Origin of the sequence: Candidatus Flexicrinis affinis (genome assembly GCA_016716525.1) — a bacterium.
Classification (GTDB): domain Bacteria; phylum Chloroflexota; class Anaerolineae; order Aggregatilineales; family Phototrophicaceae; genus Flexicrinis; species Flexicrinis affinis.
This window is the reverse complement of the sequence record JADJWE010000001.1, coordinates 667,334-684,555: the sequence shown is the minus strand read 5'-3', so window position 1 is coordinate 684,555 and position 17,222 is coordinate 667,334. Positions and strand designations below refer to the sequence as shown.

21 protein-coding genes are annotated in these 17,222 nt (G+C 62.3%); 10 read left to right on the top strand and 11 right to left on the bottom strand.

What is annotated here, in order from left to right:
- Positions 1 to 22: 22 nt before the first annotated feature.
- The 7 genes from IPM16_02750 to IPM16_02720 form a co-directional block, all read right to left on the bottom strand.
- Positions 23 to 1,123: a glycosyltransferase gene (locus IPM16_02750; protein ID MBK9122026.1), complete on the bottom strand. Its 1,101-nt coding sequence runs from the start codon at positions 1,121 to 1,123 to the stop codon at positions 23 to 25.
- Entirely contained in the window at positions 1,120 to 1,788 is a 669-nt protein-coding gene (locus IPM16_02745) for a ribonuclease HII (GenBank protein ID MBK9122025.1), read from the bottom strand. The genes IPM16_02750 and IPM16_02745 overlap by 4 nt, the downstream gene beginning before the upstream one ends.
- Positions 1,763 to 2,539, bottom strand: coding sequence for a glycosyltransferase family 2 protein (locus tag IPM16_02740; protein ID MBK9122024.1), 777 nt, complete (start codon positions 2,537 to 2,539; stop codon positions 1,763 to 1,765). The genes IPM16_02745 and IPM16_02740 overlap by 26 nt, the downstream gene beginning before the upstream one ends.
- Complete coding sequence (locus IPM16_02735; GenBank protein MBK9122023.1) at positions 2,536 to 3,489, bottom strand: glycosyltransferase family 2 protein; 954 nt, start codon at positions 3,487 to 3,489, stop codon at positions 2,536 to 2,538. The genes IPM16_02740 and IPM16_02735 overlap by 4 nt, the downstream gene beginning before the upstream one ends.
- A 4-nt stretch (positions 3,490 to 3,493) precedes the next feature.
- Entirely contained in the window at positions 3,494 to 4,414 is a 921-nt protein-coding gene (locus tag IPM16_02730) for a nitronate monooxygenase (protein MBK9122022.1), read from the bottom strand.
- Positions 4,404 to 5,189, bottom strand: coding sequence for a hypothetical protein (locus tag IPM16_02725; protein ID MBK9122021.1), 786 nt, complete (start codon positions 5,187 to 5,189; stop codon positions 4,404 to 4,406). The genes IPM16_02730 and IPM16_02725 overlap by 11 nt, the downstream gene beginning before the upstream one ends.
- Positions 5,190 to 5,270: 81 nt before the next feature.
- Positions 5,271 to 6,158: a metallophosphoesterase family protein gene (locus IPM16_02720; protein ID MBK9122020.1), complete on the bottom strand. Its 888-nt coding sequence runs from the start codon at positions 6,156 to 6,158 to the stop codon at positions 5,271 to 5,273.
- 69 nt (positions 6,159 to 6,227) lie between these two features.
- Here IPM16_02720 and IPM16_02715 point away from each other — a divergent pair, with 69 nt between their 5' ends.
- Positions 6,228 to 6,923 carry a hypothetical protein gene (locus IPM16_02715; protein MBK9122019.1) on the top strand — a complete coding sequence of 232 codons (696 nt, stop codon included), beginning with the start codon at positions 6,228 to 6,230 and terminating at the stop codon, positions 6,921 to 6,923.
- Positions 6,924 to 6,926: 3 nt separating this feature from the next.
- Positions 6,927 to 8,135, top strand: a complete 1,209-nt coding sequence (locus IPM16_02710) for a phospholipase (GenBank protein ID MBK9122018.1) — start codon at positions 6,927 to 6,929, stop codon at positions 8,133 to 8,135.
- Here IPM16_02710 and IPM16_02705 read toward each other — a convergent pair.
- Together IPM16_02705 and IPM16_02700 are read right to left on the bottom strand one after the other, a co-directional pair.
- Positions 8,122 to 8,685 (bottom strand): hypothetical protein, encoded by a 564-nt coding sequence (locus IPM16_02705; GenBank protein ID MBK9122017.1) that lies wholly within the window; start codon positions 8,683 to 8,685, stop codon positions 8,122 to 8,124. The genes IPM16_02710 and IPM16_02705 overlap by 14 nt on opposite strands.
- The gene (locus tag IPM16_02700; GenBank protein MBK9122016.1) at positions 8,682 to 9,113 is read right to left on the bottom strand and encodes a DUF393 domain-containing protein; all 432 of its coding nucleotides are present in this window, start codon (positions 9,111 to 9,113) and stop codon (positions 8,682 to 8,684) included. The genes IPM16_02705 and IPM16_02700 overlap by 4 nt, the downstream gene beginning before the upstream one ends.
- 120 nt (positions 9,114 to 9,233) lie before the next feature.
- Here IPM16_02700 and IPM16_02695 point away from each other — a divergent pair, with 120 nt between their 5' ends.
- Both IPM16_02695 and fabD read left to right on the top strand, forming a co-directional pair.
- The gene (locus tag IPM16_02695) at positions 9,234 to 9,929 is read left to right on the top strand and encodes a DUF4230 domain-containing protein (GenBank protein ID MBK9122015.1); all 696 of its coding nucleotides are present in this window, start codon (positions 9,234 to 9,236) and stop codon (positions 9,927 to 9,929) included.
- A 28-nt stretch (positions 9,930 to 9,957) separates the two neighbouring features.
- Positions 9,958 to 10,908: an ACP S-malonyltransferase gene (fabD, locus tag IPM16_02690; protein ID MBK9122014.1), complete on the top strand. Its 951-nt coding sequence runs from the start codon at positions 9,958 to 9,960 to the stop codon at positions 10,906 to 10,908.
- Between the two features lie 78 nt (positions 10,909 to 10,986).
- Here fabD and IPM16_02685 read toward each other — a convergent pair whose 3' ends face one another.
- Entirely contained in the window at positions 10,987 to 11,544 is a 558-nt protein-coding gene (locus IPM16_02685; protein ID MBK9122013.1) for a polyisoprenoid-binding protein, read from the bottom strand.
- A 143-nt stretch (positions 11,545 to 11,687) separates the two neighbouring features.
- Positions 11,688 to 12,275 carry a helix-turn-helix transcriptional regulator gene (locus IPM16_02680; GenBank protein MBK9122012.1) on the bottom strand — a complete coding sequence of 196 codons (588 nt, stop codon included), beginning with the start codon at positions 12,273 to 12,275 and terminating at the stop codon, positions 11,688 to 11,690.
- A 126-nt stretch (positions 12,276 to 12,401) separates the two neighbouring features.
- Between IPM16_02680 and IPM16_02675 the strand changes: the two genes are divergently transcribed.
- The 6 genes from IPM16_02675 (at position 12,402) to rfbB (ending at position 17,199) form a co-directional block, all read left to right on the top strand.
- Positions 12,402 to 12,782, top strand: coding sequence for an STAS/SEC14 domain-containing protein (locus IPM16_02675; GenBank protein ID MBK9122011.1), 381 nt, complete (start codon positions 12,402 to 12,404; stop codon positions 12,780 to 12,782).
- Between the two features lie 94 nt (positions 12,783 to 12,876).
- Positions 12,877 to 13,530: a hypothetical protein gene (locus IPM16_02670; GenBank protein ID MBK9122010.1), complete on the top strand. Its 654-nt coding sequence runs from the start codon at positions 12,877 to 12,879 to the stop codon at positions 13,528 to 13,530.
- A 2-nt stretch (positions 13,531 to 13,532) separates the two neighbouring features.
- Positions 13,533 to 14,189, top strand: a complete 657-nt coding sequence (locus tag IPM16_02665) for a CpsD/CapB family tyrosine-protein kinase (protein ID MBK9122009.1) — start codon at positions 13,533 to 13,535, stop codon at positions 14,187 to 14,189.
- Between the two features lie 24 nt (positions 14,190 to 14,213).
- A complete protein-coding gene (locus IPM16_02660; protein MBK9122008.1) occupies positions 14,214 to 15,287 on the top strand; it encodes a glucose-1-phosphate thymidylyltransferase in 1,074 nt (357 codons plus the stop codon).
- A gap of 14 nt (positions 15,288 to 15,301) precedes the next feature.
- The gene (locus tag IPM16_02655) at positions 15,302 to 16,171 is read left to right on the top strand and encodes an HAD family hydrolase (GenBank protein ID MBK9122007.1); all 870 of its coding nucleotides are present in this window, start codon (positions 15,302 to 15,304) and stop codon (positions 16,169 to 16,171) included.
- Positions 16,168 to 17,199, top strand: a complete 1,032-nt coding sequence (rfbB, locus tag IPM16_02650) for a dTDP-glucose 4,6-dehydratase (protein MBK9122006.1) — start codon at positions 16,168 to 16,170, stop codon at positions 17,197 to 17,199. Before IPM16_02655 ends, rfbB begins: the two co-directional genes overlap by 4 nt.
- Positions 17,200 to 17,222: the final 23 nt, after the last annotated feature.

The following is a 17,222-nucleotide window of genomic DNA, read 5'->3' as shown; positions in this document are numbered from 1 at the left end:
TCAAGTTAGTTCCATTATACGATCAGCCGTCGCGAGCGCGCCATGCCGACGCGACAAATGCCGCCAGTTCTTCGCGGAACACTGCCCGGTCGAATGTGCGCGCATGCGCTTGCATCGCCGCCGGGTCGTACGCCGTCGCGTCAAAGGCCGACAGCGCATCTGCCAGCGAATCGACAGTCTGTTCCTCGAACAGGACACCCGACAGTCCGGGCACGACCGTATCGAGCGCGCCGCCAGACGCGTATGCGATAACGGGCCGGCCGGCGGCCTGCGCCTGCACCGGGGTAATTCCGAAGTCCTCGAAGCCGGGAAAGATAAACGCCTTAGCGCGTGCCATCAGATCGGGTAAATCGTCGTCCGGCACATAGCCGAGGAACTCGACGGTCGGCCCAGCCAATGCCTTGAGGCGATCCAGATCGCGACCGCGACCGCCGATCTTCAGGTTCACGCCCAGTTTCGTGCACGCCGCGACCGCCAGATCGATCCGCTTGTACGGGATCAGACGCGACACGATCAGGTAGTAGTCGCCGATAATGTCGGTGCGTGCCGCCGAAAAGCGTGTCGTATCGACCGGCGGATAGATGATCTTCGACTCGCGGTTGTAATACGCACGAATCCGTTCCTGCACTTCGGTCGAAATCGCGACGAAGTGATCGACTCGCTGCGCCGCAGCATAATCCCAGTGCCGCAGCATCGAGATCAGCGGGCGAAGCGCGGCGCTCGTCGCGCGACCCAATCCTTCACGCTGAATGTAGGCATCGAACTGCCATACGTAGCGCGTCGGCGCAAGACAATAGCACACGTGGACCGCACCCGACGGCTTGCGCAATCCGTGACAGAATCCCGACTTGTTGGTCAACACGATATCAGTCGGCGGCGGCTCGAAGCCGCCCCACGCTAACGGGTACAGCGGCAGATAGCGCTGGTGCTTGCGGTGGACCGACGGCAGGCGATCCATCCAGAGCGGACGGATGTCGAGCGCGTCGAACGCGGCGGGAAGCTGCGCCGGATCGTAGATGCTGGTGTAGATCGGGTTCTCCGGGTACATGGCCGCAAGTTCGAGCAGCACGTCTTCCGCCCCGCCCATCTGGTTGAGCCAGTCGTGCACCAGCGTGACGTTCACAACAGCCGCCTTTGGACAAGCGGCCTAAACGTCATGCGGTGCTGCGGCGACGGACCGAGCGCATCGAGCGCGCGCCGGTGGAGCGACCGGCTGTCGCCGCCGTACCCTTTGTTGGTCCGGAATCCGTAACCCGGGTGTAGTTCATCCAACTCGGCCATAACCCCGTCTCGCCAATCTTTGGCGAGGATGCTGGCGCACGCCACGCTCAATGACAGCGCGTCCATCTTGGCGCGGCTGATCTGCCGGCACGCTGCCGGCGACTCGGGCAGTGTGATGTAGTCCAGAAGCAGCACATCAGGACTCGTACCGCTGCCGATCAGCTCGATGAGCGCGCGGCGCATCGCCTCGCGCGTCGCCGGCACAATCCCGATCTCGTCGATCTCCGCCGCGCTCGCGCTGCCGATACCCCACGCCAGCGCAGTCGTTTTGATGACGCCCGCGAGCCGGCCGCGCTCTGCGGCCGACATTGTCTTGCTGTCGCGTGCGCCGTCCAACACCGTCATTAGGTCCCGTTCATGCCCTGCCGGCAGCGCGACCGCAGCAGCGGCAACCGGCCCTGCCCACGCACCGCGCCCCGCTTCGTCGATTCCGGTGATACAGCGGCAGCCTTCCGCCCACAGGCCGCGCTCGATCGACAGGCTAGCCGTCGTTCCCACGCCGGGCATACAGGCCCTTGCTCCAGTTGCGCCGTATCTGCCAGATCTCTTGCAGCATGCGCAGCGAATCTTGAACCAGCCGCATACGGCTGTCGGCGTCGAAGTACCAAGTGATCGGAATTTCCTTAATCTTGTAGCCCCGGCGCAGCGCGATAAAGATCAGCTCGACATCGAACCCGATGCCGGTCATGAGCTGCACTTCGAACAGGTCGTCGGCTGCGGCGCGGTTGAACATCTTGAAGCCACACTGCGTGTCCTCAAACTCGCGTACGGCGAACAGTTTGATGATGAAATTGTTGATTCGACCCATGAAATGCCGATAGGCCGGTTCCCCCACGCGCTCGCTGCCCGGCCCTTCGCGGGTGGCGATCATCACGTCGTAGCCCTCGGTCTGTGGGGGCAGAAAGCGGACAATGTCCTCAATGGGCATCGATAAGTCGGTGTCGCAGATGAAACGGAAGTCGCCGGTCGCCGCCAACATGCCGGCCTTCACGGCCAAACCCTTGCCGCGCGTATCGACCTGCATCGGGCGGACATACGGCAGGCGTACCGCATGCTCGCGGGCGACCTCGAACGTCCGGTCGCTGCTGCCATTCTCGACGACCACGACCTCGGCCGTATACGGTTGAGTCTTGAGAAACGCGTCGATTCGCTCGAGTGCGCGGGGAAGCCGCGTTTCCTCGTTGTGGGCAGGAATCACGATCGAAAGGTACGGGCGCGGTGTGTCGTTCAACGATTCACTCCCCTGTGCGGCGCTCATGGCTGAGGCGGAAGCAGCAGGCTGTCCAAGTACTCGATGGAGACGGTACGGGTCGCCTGAACGCGCCGCCGTACCGGCCAGATGGTCAGCGCGAGCCACAGGCCCGCCAGCATCCCCCGAAGGCGTGCACGCGCGGCCTTGCCCCGCCACGCTCGTAAGGCGTTCCATCCCTCTTTGACCTGCGCCCTCAAAATCAGCCCGCCGTATCGACGCCACAGCGCGGCGGGCAGGTTCTTGGCAAGAAGGATGAGCGTGTTGCGGCCGGCATAGTAACTGGCAGTAACGCCGCCGCCGGTCGCCGAAAGATGATGGTACACGACCGCTCTAGGCGTGTAAAGACACCGCCAACCCGCCAACTGCGCCCTCCAGCCGAGGTCGACATCCTCCATCAGGAAGAAGAAGGTGTCGTCCAGAACGCCGATCCGATCCAGCATCGTGCGTCGGTAGGCCGACGATCCACCGCACGCGCTGAACACGTACTCCTCGGTGTCATACTGGCCTTCGTCGCGCTGCCACACGCCGCGGTTGCCCGCGCGCCCGTCGCGGCTGAACGTGTCGCCCGCGGTATGCAGGTGATCCCGCTTGTCGAACAGCAGCATCTTGCTGGCGACCGAGCCGATCTCAGGATGCCGCGCGAAGGTATCCATTACCGCTTCGGCCCAGTTCGGATCGACCTCAGTGTCGTTATTAAGTAAGGCGACGACTTCACCCCGCGAGGCTGCGATCCCCGCGTTGCACGCGCCGGTAAAGCCGCGGTTCTCGGGTAGCTCGATTAGCTTCACCCACGCATACTGCTCGCGGATTAACGCCTGCGACCCGTCTTCGGATGCGTTATCGACGATGATGACTTCGATCCCGGGATAGGTCTGTTTGGCGAGCGCATTGAGGCAGTCGGGCAGAAACCGGATGCCGTTCCAGTGCGGGATCACCACCGAGAAGAGCGCGGTCATGTGGCTATTTCAGGCCGAGCGCTTCCGCCTCGGTGTCCCCCATGCCCGGGCGCCACTCGTCTGGCAGCGAGTCGGTACGCCGGGTCACGGTCGCGCCGCCCAAATCGCGCGAGATATCTTCCAGAAGCCGGGGACGTACCCACAGCGCCGCGTCAAGCTGGACAGCCGCCGCACCGACATCAAGGTAGTTTCGCGCGTCCTCCATCGACAGGATCCCACCCGCCCCGATAATCGGCACGTCCGGGAACTGCGAGGCGAGCTTGCCAACTGCCCGCAGCACCATCGGGCGCACGAGGCCGCCGTAAATGCGCGTGCGCATCAAACGACCCGAAAGCGGGTCGCGCTCCGTGCCGCGCGGCGGTGCAGTCGCCACCAACGCATCGGCGCCGCCTTCGACGGCAGCGCGCGCCACGTCGCCCGAGCCCGGGAATGGCAGGCGCACAATGATCGGCTTTTCGCATCGCTCGCGTGCGACGCGCACAAAGGTCTGCGCATCGCGCCACGTGATGTCGTCGTGCAGGCCAAGCTCGACGCCCGCCAGCGACTGTTCGGACTCAATACGCTCGACGCTGCGCTGCAAATCGCGCGAGGATGTCGCCATTAGATGCATCACGACCGGCGCGCCTAACATCTGCCACAGGCTTGCGTAGTCGCGGATCACGCGCTTGACGCCACCGTTGGGAAGGCCGGTGTGCAGCATCACGCCGCCTTCTTTGACGATCATGCGCGGGCCGAGCGCCGGTTGACGCGGCGACCATGTCACCGGGTTGGTGACGATCGCGCCGATCCGGTCGAGGTTGTAGAGGTTCGAGAACACGTCCCCAAAGCCGAGGATGCCGGCCGCGTTCATCACTCGAGTCGACATGGTGAAAGGCTGCTTGGTTTGGGTGCCGATCATCAGATCGCGGGTCAGCTCACGCTGCATCGCCGCCTCCTTCGTCAGGCGCAACCGGCGCCGGTGTGACTTCAAGGTGCAGGGTCGCCAGATCGAACGCCGGCCCCTTCATACATGCGAGTTTCAAGCCTTCGAGGCTGCGCACTGCGCATACGTCGCACATCCCCAGCCCGCAGGCAAACCCCTGAAACACGCCGAACAAGTAGTTCTTGGGCAGCTGATGGCGACGTTCGCGGAACTTGGCCATGACGCGAGAGAAGCGATAGCGTTCATCGTCCGGTGCTGCGCACACAAACACCTGATCGGACTCGCCCACCGTGACTACCTGATTCGGCCAGTTCAGGTCAGTGTCACCCTCGATGACCTCGACCTCGGGCGGCAGGTGGTGGATCTCGTAGTCGATCGCCGACCCGATCAGCACCAGTGTCACGGCGATGTTATTGCGGATCAGCCACGGCATCACCATGATCAGCGGCGTTGGCGGGCAGTCGTACGCAATCAAGAGGACGTGGCGGATTCCCTTGCGGAATCGGAAGTGATCGCCTGCAGGGCCAATCGTGCTGACGGTCTGCCCGACGTCATACGTCTCGGTCAGCGGGCGCTCGATGACCAGCTTGCCGTCGCGCATGATGTCGACCGGATACCAGACAGACCGCAGGAACGGATCCCAATGGTCGCCCACACGCACCATCAGATACTGGCCGACCTTGATCGACTTGAGCGACTCGTCGACGGCAAGTTCGAGGTGCTGATGCGTGCTGTTGATCGCGCTGATGCGCTCGATAATCGCGTCGGTTTCTTTCATGCGGGTCAAACCGGCCGGTGGATTGTCGGACCAATATAGGCCAGTGTAGCACCGAGCGCGGAATTGTTTCCACCTTTTGCCTTAGGACGGGAACGGTCGCAGGTTGTAGGCCTTATACTCTGGCGGCACAAAATCGTCGGTGTCGGTCTGCAGGAACGCGTCGACCACGGCCGCGTCGATCTCGCTCTGCCGCATACTGGTGCCGGGGTGGTGGAGCGTGTACCACGCATTAAACGGGTACATCCACAGCCGCGCCGTCTCGAACTCCTTGATGACCAGACGGCCGACCGACCCCACCTGTTCGACGAACTGCTGCCGCTCGAATTCGCGCACGACCGCGTCGACATCGTACGGTACGCGGCGGAAGGTCGCGCGCCAGCCTCGATCGTCGCCTTCCAGAAGCATGTAGCTCGCACGCACGTCGCGATCCAGCGGCACGCCGACCGTGCCGGGGTTGAAGATGTGCCGCGTGCCGAACGTGTCATTGAGCCATAGGTGACTGTGCGCCGTAATCATCCACGTCTCGGCGACGCTGCTGAGCTGACGCTCGGCGTCTTCAGGCGAAACAAGCGGATGGGGAGCGCGCCAAGGGTTGCCCGGCCAGCCATGCGTCATATAGATCGGCGGAGCGTCGCGGTAGCGGAGCTGAATTGTGTCCGGCCACCCGGCGATAATGTCGACGTACGGCTCCATCTGCCCATGGAGCCACTGCGGCATCGTAAAGGTGCGCCAGTGGTCAGGCTGCCGGTCGGTGTCGTAGTCGAGCAGGTAGTACTCGTTGTTGCCTCGGATCACCGTCCAGTGCCGGTCGAGCACGATCTCGATCACCTCGCGGTTGAACGGTCCCCAATTGATGACATCGCCGGGGACGACAACGTGGTCGATTGTGAATGACTCGAGGTCGTGCATGACGGCGCGGAGCGCCGGTAGATTCCCATGGATATCGGACAGCACTGCAATACGTGTCATGTCACCTCCTCAACGCGTGTTGAGCCTCCCCGTGTGGTATCATGAAGTCCGGAATTATACGGGGGCCGTATGGATCTCCAAACCGCGCTTGAACTCCTATATACCGACGAATCACTTGCGGCGGATCTCGATGACCAGACGGCCGGCCCATTCCTCAAATGGGCAGAAAGCCAGCTTCCCGACGTGCTCAGCCGCGCCGATGCCCAGAGCGCCGATGGCGAGGATTCATTTACTACATTTCGCCGCTTACTCAAGTCGATGGCTCGTTATGTCGCCGCCAGCGCCGCGGGCGACACCGAGATAATCGCTCAACGCGCAGACCAACTGCGTTCGCTAGCATCGCAACTCGCGCTTTCGACGCCGGTCGATGCGCTGATCCAATCTGGTTCTACCGACGGACCGACGTTGGTGGCACAACTTGCCGCTGCACCCTCCGCCGCCTCGATGGATGCTCAGGCCGCTCCGCACGCTCAGCCGGAACCGCCCGTCCCAGCAGCAGACGCGATCGTCGAACCCTCTGCAGCTGCATATACACCGCAAGGTGAGCCAACGCCTCAGCCCGAGGGACAGATCGCGCCACCTGCACCAACCGTCGAGGAACCTATGACGTCTTCCGATCAACCCGAGTTGGCCGCACACGACGTGCAGGACATGTCTCCCGAATCGGCCTCGGACGAATCGCAGTCGCCGCGCAACCTGTTCGATATGCTTCGCCGTGCGTTCGAGGATGCACGGGCTGCCAAGACCTCAGATGACAAGGAGTAGTGCATGACCCGTCGCACCCGCCAGCAGAAGTCGAGCTCCCGTACCCCGCAGATCGGCCTGCTCACGCTGGTGCTGCTGGTCGCCGCCGCCGTTATCTCTCAGCTCACCGGCGTCGACATCGTTGGAACGCTGACAGGTGCGCCGACTTGGACGCCTCCCCCGCCGACTGCCATCGCCGACATCCCCGGCCCGGAAACGCTCGAAGTACTCAATGTTCAGAAGGGGTTCGGCGCGCGCAAAGACTTCTGGCAGGTGTACTTCAACGCCGCGCCTGTGTCGCGCGATGCGGCTGACTACAACAACGGCGCGGAGATGCCGCTGGTCGCTGCGATCGGTCAAGTTCAGGCAACGCTGGACATTGCGGCGTTCGAATGGAACAGCCCGGCCCTGACCGAAGCTGTCATCGCCGCGCACAATCGCGGCGTGCGCGTGCGGATGGTCTCGGACAATGAACATACCATCGAGGACTCCAATACTACGATCGATGCGCTGGTCAATGCCGGTATTCCGATTGTGTACGATCAGAAATCAAGCCTGATGCACAACAAGTTCATGATCCTCGACGGCTCGACGGTCTGGACAGGCTCGATGAACTACACTCAGAACGGCATCTATCGCAACAATAATCACATGGTTGCGCTCCGGCTTCGCCGCGCCGCCGAGGCCTATACAGCCGAGTTCGAGGAGATGTACATCGATCGGGAATTCAGCCGCAAGCGCTCGCAGGTCATCGACGCGGCGTTCATCGCCGACGACACGTCGGTTCAGGTGCTGTTTGCACCCGAGGCAGACATCGTCCCGGTACTTGTTGAAACGCTGAGTGCCGCCGAGTCGTCGATCAAGTTCATGGCGTTTTCGTTTACGCTCGAAGAACTGAGCGACGCGATCCTCGAACGCGCAGAGGACGGCGTAGAGGTCGAGGGTGTATTCGAAACCATCGGCGCGGACACATCGTTCTCACAAATGACCCCGCTGCGCTGCGCCGGGCTGGACATTCGGATCGACGGCAACCCCTACCGTTTGCACCACAAGGTGTTCATCATCGACGATGAGATCGTCGTGTTCGGCTCGTTCAATTTCTCGAACAGCGCCGCCGATACCAACGACGAGAACATCGTCCTGATTGCTGATGCCGATCTGGCGGCGCAGTTTGTCGCGGAGTTCGAGCGCGTTCAGGCGCGCGCGCAACAGCCCACGGTCACCTGCCGTTAGCGGTAAGCCATGCTTCGGAAGCCTCGAGGACGCCCTTCGAGTCGGTCGCATCCGCACCGAAGAAGTGAGCCATCGCGCGCAGCGCGATAACGGCGTCGACATCTTCGGGATCGCCTGCGCCGTGCGTGGCCGTGGTCAATACGTTGCGCAGCGCCTCGCTTTCGCCCAATAGTAGGCGCAGGGCCGAGCCTGCGGAAATGCGCAATTCGGCATTCACCTTTTCGTTTGCGAGGCTTAGAAAGTCGGCCGTGGTATCCCAGCCCGGCATGTCTTCCATCGACGTCTTCAGCGACTCCGTATAGGTCAGCCCCCAACCGGCGAGCAGTGCCTCGCTCTCGGCTGTCACCCGGTTCAACGCATTGCGAATGGTTGAGAGCGTGTCGTCGGTCGAGCCTCCGCGATTGTCGGCGACGGCCTGCGCCAAGTCGCGCATCTGGGCATCGTTCAGGTCTGCGCCGCGTTCGGCCAAGAGGCGTTTGAACTGGCGCATCAGGATCAGGATCAGTTCTTCGATCGTCCAACTGCGGACGTTGTCGGCACGATTCCTCACTTCTGCGCCTCGCGCCCGGGAATCTTGCAGACGTCGTCGGCACAGTCGCCTTCGCTGAGGTCGACGCCAAACAACCGGTTGATCGCGTAGCGCCGGCGCGCGATGAAGCGATACAGCGCCGGACCGACCCAATCGCCGATGATTGGCAGGCGCATCACGACCCACAGCGGCAGGCCGAGCGGCACGGCGCGCATCATCCGGCGCGTACCCCGATAGCCGCGATAGGTGTTTTGATCTGCAATGACGTGAATCTCGCCCATCGCTTCGGCGTGGTCGATCTGCGGGAAGCGCGCCCGAACCTGCTCGTGATTGTGCAAGTCGAGGAACTCAATGCGGTTGAACCAGTCGAGCGCTTCGACGATTCGGCGCGTCGTCTGGCAGATCACGCAGTGGCCGTCGAATACGGCGACTATTGCAGGATGACTCATCGTGAACCTTTGCAGCCCCGCGCTGCGTACTGTATTCAGGTACGATGCGCCGCCACCGACATGGCGGTTTGGCGCTCACCATGTATCATAGCGAATGCGTGTTAGACGAGGATGTGAGGCGTGGCAGACAAAGAGAAGATCGTAGTTGTAGCACCGCGTGCAGGCCCGTTCGGCGGGTGCCGGCGGACGATCATCAGCGTGCTGCTGCTCGTCCTGATGTTCTTCTTCGCGTTGTTCCTGGTGCGCTTCGGTATTCTGGACTTTATCATCAACCCGAACAAGCCGCCGACGATCACCATGACGACCGTGCTTGAGCGCATCCGCCTTGTGAGCGAGCTGACGACCGTGCGCTACACGTACTCCAGCATTATCACCACCGAACGCGACCTTCCGCCCTTGCTGGCCGGGTTGTACCGCGATCAGTTGGTGTTGGTCGCAGTCGGCAACATCACCGCCGGCATCGACGTAAGCAAGCTTTCCGACGATGACGTGGTCGTAACCAACGAGCAGATCAGTATTACGCTGCCGCCACCTGAGCTTTTCGACTGCTTCTTGAACGAATCGGAGTCCTATGTGGCCTCGCGCGAGACGGGATTGTTCGCCGCGCCTGCGCCGGACTTCGACGTACAGGCTCGCCGCTTTGCCGTGCGCTATTTCCGAAATCAGTCACTCGAACAGGGTATCCTCGACGATGCGCAGGCGCAGGCGATTACGGTCATGGAAGGCCTGCTGGGTGCGTTCTATCCGGACGAAGCGATTGTCGTGACCGTCAAGCCGCATACCGATGCGGTACAAATGACTGAGACATGCCAGTAACATCCACCTTCAAGCGAGGAGCAGCACAATGACCGTGTGGAGCACTAGTGGGTTTGTTTTCCCCGGGCAAGGATCGCAGGCCGTCGGCATGGGCGCGGACGTGATCGCGGCCTACCCGGCTGCGCGCGTGACCTTCGAGGAGGCTTCGGAGATCCTCGGCTTCGATCTCGCCGCGTTGTGCGCCAACGGCCCAGAAGACGCGCTGAACGACACGATCAATACACAGCCTGCGTTGTACGTGATGGGTGTCGCGCTGCTGCGCGCGTTACAGCAGGCGCGGCCCGATGCGGCTCCTGCGCTGGTCGCCGGTCACAGCCTCGGCGAGTTGACCGCGCTGACCGCCGCCGGATCGCTGGCGTTTGCGGACGGCGTGCGTTTGGTCCGCGAACGTGGACGCTTGATGGCGGAAGCTGGCCGTCAGCAGCCCGGTGCAATGGCCGCCATCCTCGGCCTCGATGCCGATGTCGTGCGGTCGGTGTGCGCGCAGGCGTCAGAGCAGGCGGGCCGGCCGCTGGTGCTGGCAAACGACAACTGTCCCGGGCAGGTCGTCATCTCCGGTGACGATGCGGCGCTTGAACTCGGTATGACGCTGGCAAAGGACGCCGGAGCCAAGCGCGCCATAAAGCTCGCGGTAAGCATCGCCGCGCACAGCCCGCTGATGCAATCGGCATCCAAAGCCTTCAATGCGGCGGTCGGTGAGACACCCTTCGCGGCCCCAACAACTCCAATAATCGCCAACGTCACTGCTGAGCGGCTCGAAAGCGCCGAGGCCGTGCGGGTCGAGCTCGGACAACAGCTCACGCAGTCTGTGCGCTGGACCGAGTCGGTACAAGTCATGCGCGCGGCGGGCATCACGCAGTTCTACGAGTTCGGGCCGAAAGACGTGTTGTGCGGCCTGATCAAACGAATCGACCGCGAGGCCGCCGCCATGCCGGTTAACTCGTCCGCGGCGCTGGTGACATTGATCGAACGTGTCTGATTCGGCCAGTGCCGCGAACAAACAACGCCCCGACTGCGATGCGATCGGGGCGTTGTGTTTGACAGGAGAAATGAGGTGCTAGCTGTTCGTCGCGCTTTCGGGAGCGGGTTCGGTCACAAGGATCAGCTCGGCCTCAATCTCGATCTTGACGTCCTTGCCGACGAGCCAGCCGCCGGCCTCAAGTGCCATATTCCACGTCAGGCCGAAATCTTCACGGTTGATCTTTGTACTAGCCGAAAATCCTGCGACCGTCTGACCCCACGGATTGGTGAGCTGGCCGGCCTTCTCGACCTTCAGCGTCACGCTGCGCGTCACATCGCGGATCGTCAGGTCGCCGGTCACGGTGCCCTCGTCGCCATCGACATTCACGCTCGTGCTCTTGAACGTGATCGTCGGGTACTTCTCCGCATCCAGAAAGTCCGGGCTGAGCAGGTGATTGTCGCGCTGCTCTACGCCGGTGCTGGCCATCGACTTGACGTGGATGATCGCCTCTACCGTCGACGCGTTGGGGTTCTCGGGATCATAGATCAGCACACCGTCGACCTTCTGGAATTGGCCGCGCACGTTGGTGACCATCATGTGGCGGGCGGTGAAGGCGGCGTAGGTATGGGTCTGATCGAACTGCCAAACAGCCATGATTGATGCTCCTGTGGGTACGTGTGATGTATAAACGGACTACAGTCCGCTACGCCACAAAGAATAGCACACAGGCAGCGCAAAAGGGCGTTAGAGGCTCCTTAGGAAACGGACCGGTGTCCGCTTATTGAATTCTCACGGAGTTACGACGCGCGGATGCGGTTGATGAGGGTGTGCAGGTTGCGGCGAATGCTGGCCACGTCGTACCCCAGTTGATTGAGCTGGAAATACAGGGTGTGTGCATCGAGCATCATGTAGACCGTATCCGCGGCGTACGATGCCTCATCAGGCGCGACGCCAGCGGCAGCGAAAAGCCGCGAGAATACGTCGCGCCACCATACCCGCGAATGGTGGCCTAGGCTGGCCCCCGCCGCGTGATTCGTGGCCTCGCACAAGAGGCTGTTGTTGCGCAGCGCGTAGTCGAGCGCCTGATCGACAAACCAGTGCAGCATGTCGATTGACGACGCACCGCTCTGGATGCGCTCGGTCACAGCCGCATCGAGCGACTGCGACTCATGCTCGATCAAAGCAAACAGGAGTTCCGACTTATCGGGGAAGTGGCGGTACAGCGTTCCCTTGCCGATCTGGGCGGCCTCGGCAATGGCCGACATTGTGACGTTGCCGACACCATCCGCGTCGAACAGGCGGCGCGCGGTGCACAGAATCAACTCGTGATTGCGCAATGCGTCGGAACGTGACTTACGTTCGTTGGTGGCAATAACCTCGCTCATGTCTCTAGTGTACACCGGATTGTCAACGCCTCGTAAAGATGAATTCTCGCCGCATTGTGCAAACTCAATGCGAATCACACGAAGGCGGGAGTATCGTAAAGGCAAGCTGTTCTAGAGGATGCCTACATGAGTACGGTTACCGCAACGATGATGGAAGGCCTGCCTGCCGCAGAACTTTGGTGGGCGGCGGCAGTCAAGCGCGAAGACGTCATTCCCGCATTCAAAGTGCTGCTCGACTTGCTCAACCAAACCCCCCAGCCGCTCTGCATTCTCGTCGATCTGCGCGAACGCCCCACATTCCCGCTGACGGACACCCTGCGCGGCGCACTCGACGGCGTGTTCCAGCATCACAAGCTCGACAAGTGGCTCGTCGTCGGTTCGACACCGCTGGCACAAACGATCGGACGCACCTTGTCGGCCATCACGCGGCGCAACAACATCCTCTGGTTCAAGACGTACGACGAAGCGATCGCGTTCCTTAGACAGCACGAGACTCAGGACGCCTGACCCACGCTGCGCCAACACGTCAGGCTAACCCTACCGCAATCCGCTGGCACGGGTAGAATGACAGCGTTTGGCGGTGGATGAGGGCTAGCGCGCATTGAGCCTGCTCGAATACGGGCGGATCGTCGTACAACGCGGTTGGATCGTCGTACTCTGTGCGGCGCTCGGCGCGGGCGCGATGCTGCTCTATAGCGCGCGCCAAGACCCCGTTTATCGCTCGAGCATGCAGGTCATCTTCGAGCCGGCGCAATCCGGTCAGGGGATCAGTGCGGCGAATGCGGCCCTTCTGCGCTCGTACGTCGTCTATCTCAGCAGCACGGACATCGCCGGCGAAATCGTCGAGGAGCTCGGCATGGGCATCAGCGCCGAGGCGCTCAAGGCTGGCACCGAGATTTCGGCCATTCCCGATCAATCGCTGATCCGGATCGAAGTCAACGACGCGAGCGGCGACTGGGCGAACACGGTCGCCTATGCGTGGGGCTTGAAGCTGATCGATGTCCGCAACCGGCAGAACGACGAACTGCCGATCAACGAACGGATCATCGCCACGCCGCAGGATTTCCCGCGCTACACGCTGTACCGGCCGCGCACAACTGCGAACATGCTGTTGGGTGCCGTTGGTGGTTTCGCACTCGGCGTCGTTATCATCTTCGTGCTAGAACGTCGGCGGCTGCGCGTCTTGAAGTCGCCGGGCGATTTCGCACTTGGCAGGCTTCTCGCGACCATTCCGCTACCATCTGCGAAGGAGTAGACATGGCGGCACCAGACCTGATCACCCTCAAGGATCCGCGCTCCCCGGCCGCAGAAGCGTACCGGACGCTGCGCGCCAATCTCATGAACTTCGATCAGACGCGGCCCGTAACGGCCTTCGTCGTCACGTCGGCGCAGGGCGCGGACGGCAAGAGCGAGGCGACGGCCAATCTGGCGGCCGTGTTTGCGCTTGCCGGCCATCGCACAATCCTCGTCGATGGTGACCTGCGCAAGCCGCAGCAGCAGCGCATTTGGGGAGTGGACAACGCACGCGGACTCGGCGAGATGTTTGCGGACGACGTGGCGATGTCCAACCCGCCGTTGGTCCAAACGGCGGTCGAAAACCTGTCGCTGCTGCCGGCAGGCACCAGCACGCTCAGTCCGTCCGATTTGTTCGCCAACCCGCGCCTCAACGACATCATCGGCGTGCTGCGGGCGCGCGCCAACTATGTCATCTTCGACGCTCCGCCGGCGCTAGCCGTTAGCGATGCCGCGCTGTTGGGCGTCCGGCTGGACGGCGCAATCCTGATCGCCAAGGCGGGCAGCACGCGCCGCGACCATCTCGCGCGGGCGACCGAAGCCCTCGAGCGCGTGCATGTGCGTGTGCTTGGCGCCGTGCTGACCGATGCCCCGCGCGAACGCCGTGCCGACTACCGCTAGCCGAACGCGAAAGGGACACAGGTCATGAAGGGCCTAATTCTGAGCGGGGGCAAAGGCACACGCCTCTACCCGCTGACCTATACACTGGCTAAACAGCTCGTGCCGCTGGCGAACAAGCCGGTGCTGGTGCGGGTCATCGAGACCATCCGCGATGCCGGCGTGACCGACATCGGGATCGTCGTAGGCGACCCGACCGCCGACGAAATCATGCACCGTGTCGGTAACGGTGACGCATTCGGCGTCAACCTCACCTACATCAAACAGCCCAGTCCCGATGGACTGGCGCATGCGGTCAAGATTTCGGAACCGTTTTTGGGCGACGACCGGTTTGTCATGTTCCTCGGCGACAACTGCATCGAGGGCGGCATTCATACCCTGATCCGCGACTTTGCCGACAGCGCATGGAACAGCCAGATCGTGCTCAAGGCGGTCCAAAACCCGCGCAGCTACGGAGTCGCCGACCTGCGCGAGGATGGCAGCATTCGCCGCCTGATCGAAAAGCCGCAAGACCCGCCGAGCAATCTGGCGCTGGTCGGAATCTATATGTTCGACCCAACCATTTTCGAAGCCGTGAACTCGATCCAACCCTCCAAGCGCGGCGAGTACGAGATCACCGACGCAATTCAGTGGTTGATCGACCACGGTCGCTCGGTGTTTCCGTACGTCCACGGCGGGTGGTGGTACGATACCGGCAAGCCGATCGACATGCTGGAGGCCAACGCCGCGGTGTTGGATGAGCTGCGCCCCGCCATCGCACCGGATGTCGAGATCGTCAACAGCGAGATCGACAAGCGCGTGACCATTCAGGCCGGAGCGCGCATCATCAACAGCACCGTTCGCGGCCCGGCGATCATCGGCGAGCATACCGTCATCGAAGACAGCTACGTCGGCCCGTTCACCAGCATCTACCACCACGTGACCGTCCGCAACTGCGAAATCGAGCGCAGCATCGTGCTCGAAGAGTCGAGCATCACCGACCTGCCGGCGCGGTTGCAGGAAAGCCTGATTGGGCGCAAGGTGACGCTGACGCGCAACAACACCAAACCCAATGCCTACAAGATGAACCTCGGCGACAATTCGGTCGTCCGGGTCGACTAACGATCTGAGGGAGCATGCCGAATCAGCCCGACATCAAGCTCGTAGCCATCGACGTCGACGGTACCATCATGACGTCGAAGAACAAGCTCACCGACAAGACCGCCGACGCGGTCAAGCGCGCCCACGAGCAGGGCGTCCACATCGTGATCGCCACCGGCAAGACACGCAACTCCGCCGACGTGATCTACAAGAAAGTCGGCTTCACGACACCCGGCATCTTCGTGCAGGGGCTGGTCATCACCTACCCGGACGGCACCGAAAAGCACCTCGGCACCTTGGACGTCGATCTGCTGCGCCGGGTCATCACGTTTGTCGAAGACCGCGGCCTGCAGGCCATTGGCTACAGCGGTAAGCGCATCCTCGCCCGCCGGATGACTACCGAGGCGCGCGTGCTGACCGAGCACTACGACGAACCGCTGCCGGAAGTCGTCGGCCCGCTTCAGAATCTGCTGGACACGACGCCGATCAACAAGGTGATGTTCTGCGGCGGCTCGGTCGAGCAGATCACGCACCTGCGCTGGCAGCTCGGCCACATGATCGGCGGATCGGCACGCTTGACTCAAGCGATCCCCGAAGCGGTCGAACTGCTGCCCACGGGAGCGTCGAAAGGCACAGCCCTCAAGCTGCTCCTCAAGGAGATGAAGATCGAGCCGGCGCATGTCATGGCCATCGGCGATGGCGAAAACGACATCGAGATGATCCAGCTTGTCGGGCACGGCCTGGCGATGGGCAACGGCAACGCCAAGCTCAAGGCCGCGGCCAAGGCTGTGCTACCGTCGAACGACGAGGACGGCGTGGCCGAAGCGCTCCTGACGCATGTTCTGAAGAAGGACGAGCCTAAGGCAAGCACCACCGCACCGAAGAAGAAGGGCAGCGACTCATGAAGAACATTCTGGTCACTGGCGCGGCGGGATTCATCGGCAGCGCGTTCGCGCGCTACATGGTCGAGACGTACCCGCACTACAACATCATTGTGCTGGACAAGCTGACCTACGCCGGCAATCTCGACAATCTGCTGCCCATCGACGACGAAGAGAACTACCGCTTCGAGCGCGCCGACATCGCCGACCGCGCCGCGGTAAGCCACATCCTCAAGCAGTACGACATCGACACCATCGTCAATTTCGCCGCCGAGTCGCACGTCGACCGCAGCATCCTCGCCCCTGATGCCTTCGTCCATACCGACGTGGTCGGTGTGTACATCCTGCTCGACGAGGGCAAGAAGCACGGCATTGGCCGATTCCTTCAGGTCAGCACCGACGAGGTCTACGGGGACATCGTAAGCGGTCTGTCGGTCGAGGACGACCGCTTCCTGCCCAACAGCCCGTACGCGGCAGCGAAGGCTGGCGGCGAGCTGATGGTGCGTTCGTATCAGGTCACGCACGGCATGGACACCGTCATTACGCGCGGGAGCAACACGTTCGGCCCGTATCAGTACCCCGAGAAGCTGCTGCCGCTGTTCATCACCGAGGCCATCGACGAGCGCCCGCTGCCGGTCTACGGCGACGGCAGGCAAATGCGCGATTGGCTGTACGTCGAGGATCACGTCACCGGCATCGACGTCGCGCTGCACCACGGCAAATCGGGTGAGGCGTACAACATTGCCGGCGAGAACACGCAGTTCAACATCGACGTAGTCCACGCCATGCTGGACGCTGTGGGCAAGCCGCGCTCGCTGATCCGTCACGTCCCCGACCGCGAAGGCCACGACCGGCGTTATGCGATGGACGCGGCCAAGCTGCGCGCGCTGGGATGGAAGCGCCAGTGGGATTGGCCGCGCGCGCTGCAAGCCACGGTCGACTGGTACGTCAACAACGAGTGGTGGTGGCGCAAGATCAAGACCGGCGAGTATCTGGAGTACTTCAAGCGCCAGTACGCGGAGCGCCTCGCCAACTCGTCCGCATCGGAGTAGTTCGCACGCGAAAGGCGCGGCCC

Bases quoted from the DNA above. Each gene is read 5' to 3' on its own strand.
- IPM16_02715 (MBK9122019.1), top strand. From the start codon at position 6,228: ATGGATCTCCAAACCGCGCTTGAACTCCTATATACCGACGAATCACTT.
- IPM16_02685 (MBK9122013.1), bottom strand. From the start codon at position 11,544: ATGGCTGTTTGGCAGTTCGATCAGACCCATACCTACGCCGCCTTCACC.
- IPM16_02745 (MBK9122025.1), bottom strand. From the start codon at position 1,788: ATGCCCGGCGTGGGAACGACGGCTAGCCTGTCGATCGAGCGCGGCCTG.
- IPM16_02740 (MBK9122024.1), bottom strand. From the start codon at position 2,539: ATGAGCGCCGCACAGGGGAGTGAATCGTTGAACGACACACCGCGCCCG.
- IPM16_02665 (MBK9122009.1), top strand. From the start codon at position 13,533: ATGGCGGCACCAGACCTGATCACCCTCAAGGATCCGCGCTCCCCGGCC.
- IPM16_02735 (MBK9122023.1), bottom strand. From the start codon at position 3,489: ATGACCGCGCTCTTCTCGGTGGTGATCCCGCACTGGAACGGCATCCGG.
- IPM16_02680 (MBK9122012.1), bottom strand. From the start codon at position 12,275: ATGAGCGAGGTTATTGCCACCAACGAACGTAAGTCACGTTCCGACGCA.
- IPM16_02700 (MBK9122016.1), bottom strand. From the start codon at position 9,113: ATGAGTCATCCTGCAATAGTCGCCGTATTCGACGGCCACTGCGTGATC.
- IPM16_02660 (MBK9122008.1), top strand. From the start codon at position 14,214: ATGAAGGGCCTAATTCTGAGCGGGGGCAAAGGCACACGCCTCTACCCG.
- IPM16_02730 (MBK9122022.1), bottom strand. From the start codon at position 4,414: ATGCAGCGTGAGCTGACCCGCGATCTGATGATCGGCACCCAAACCAAG.
- IPM16_02720 (MBK9122020.1), bottom strand. From the start codon at position 6,158: ATGACACGTATTGCAGTGCTGTCCGATATCCATGGGAATCTACCGGCG.
- IPM16_02655 (MBK9122007.1), top strand. From the start codon at position 15,302: ATGCCGAATCAGCCCGACATCAAGCTCGTAGCCATCGACGTCGACGGT.
- IPM16_02675 (MBK9122011.1), top strand. From the start codon at position 12,402: ATGAGTACGGTTACCGCAACGATGATGGAAGGCCTGCCTGCCGCAGAA.
- fabD (MBK9122014.1), top strand. From the start codon at position 9,958: ATGACCGTGTGGAGCACTAGTGGGTTTGTTTTCCCCGGGCAAGGATCG.
- IPM16_02725 (MBK9122021.1), bottom strand. From the start codon at position 5,189: ATGAAAGAAACCGACGCGATTATCGAGCGCATCAGCGCGATCAACAGC.
- IPM16_02710 (MBK9122018.1), top strand. From the start codon at position 6,927: ATGACCCGTCGCACCCGCCAGCAGAAGTCGAGCTCCCGTACCCCGCAG.
- rfbB (MBK9122006.1), top strand. From the start codon at position 16,168: ATGAAGAACATTCTGGTCACTGGCGCGGCGGGATTCATCGGCAGCGCG.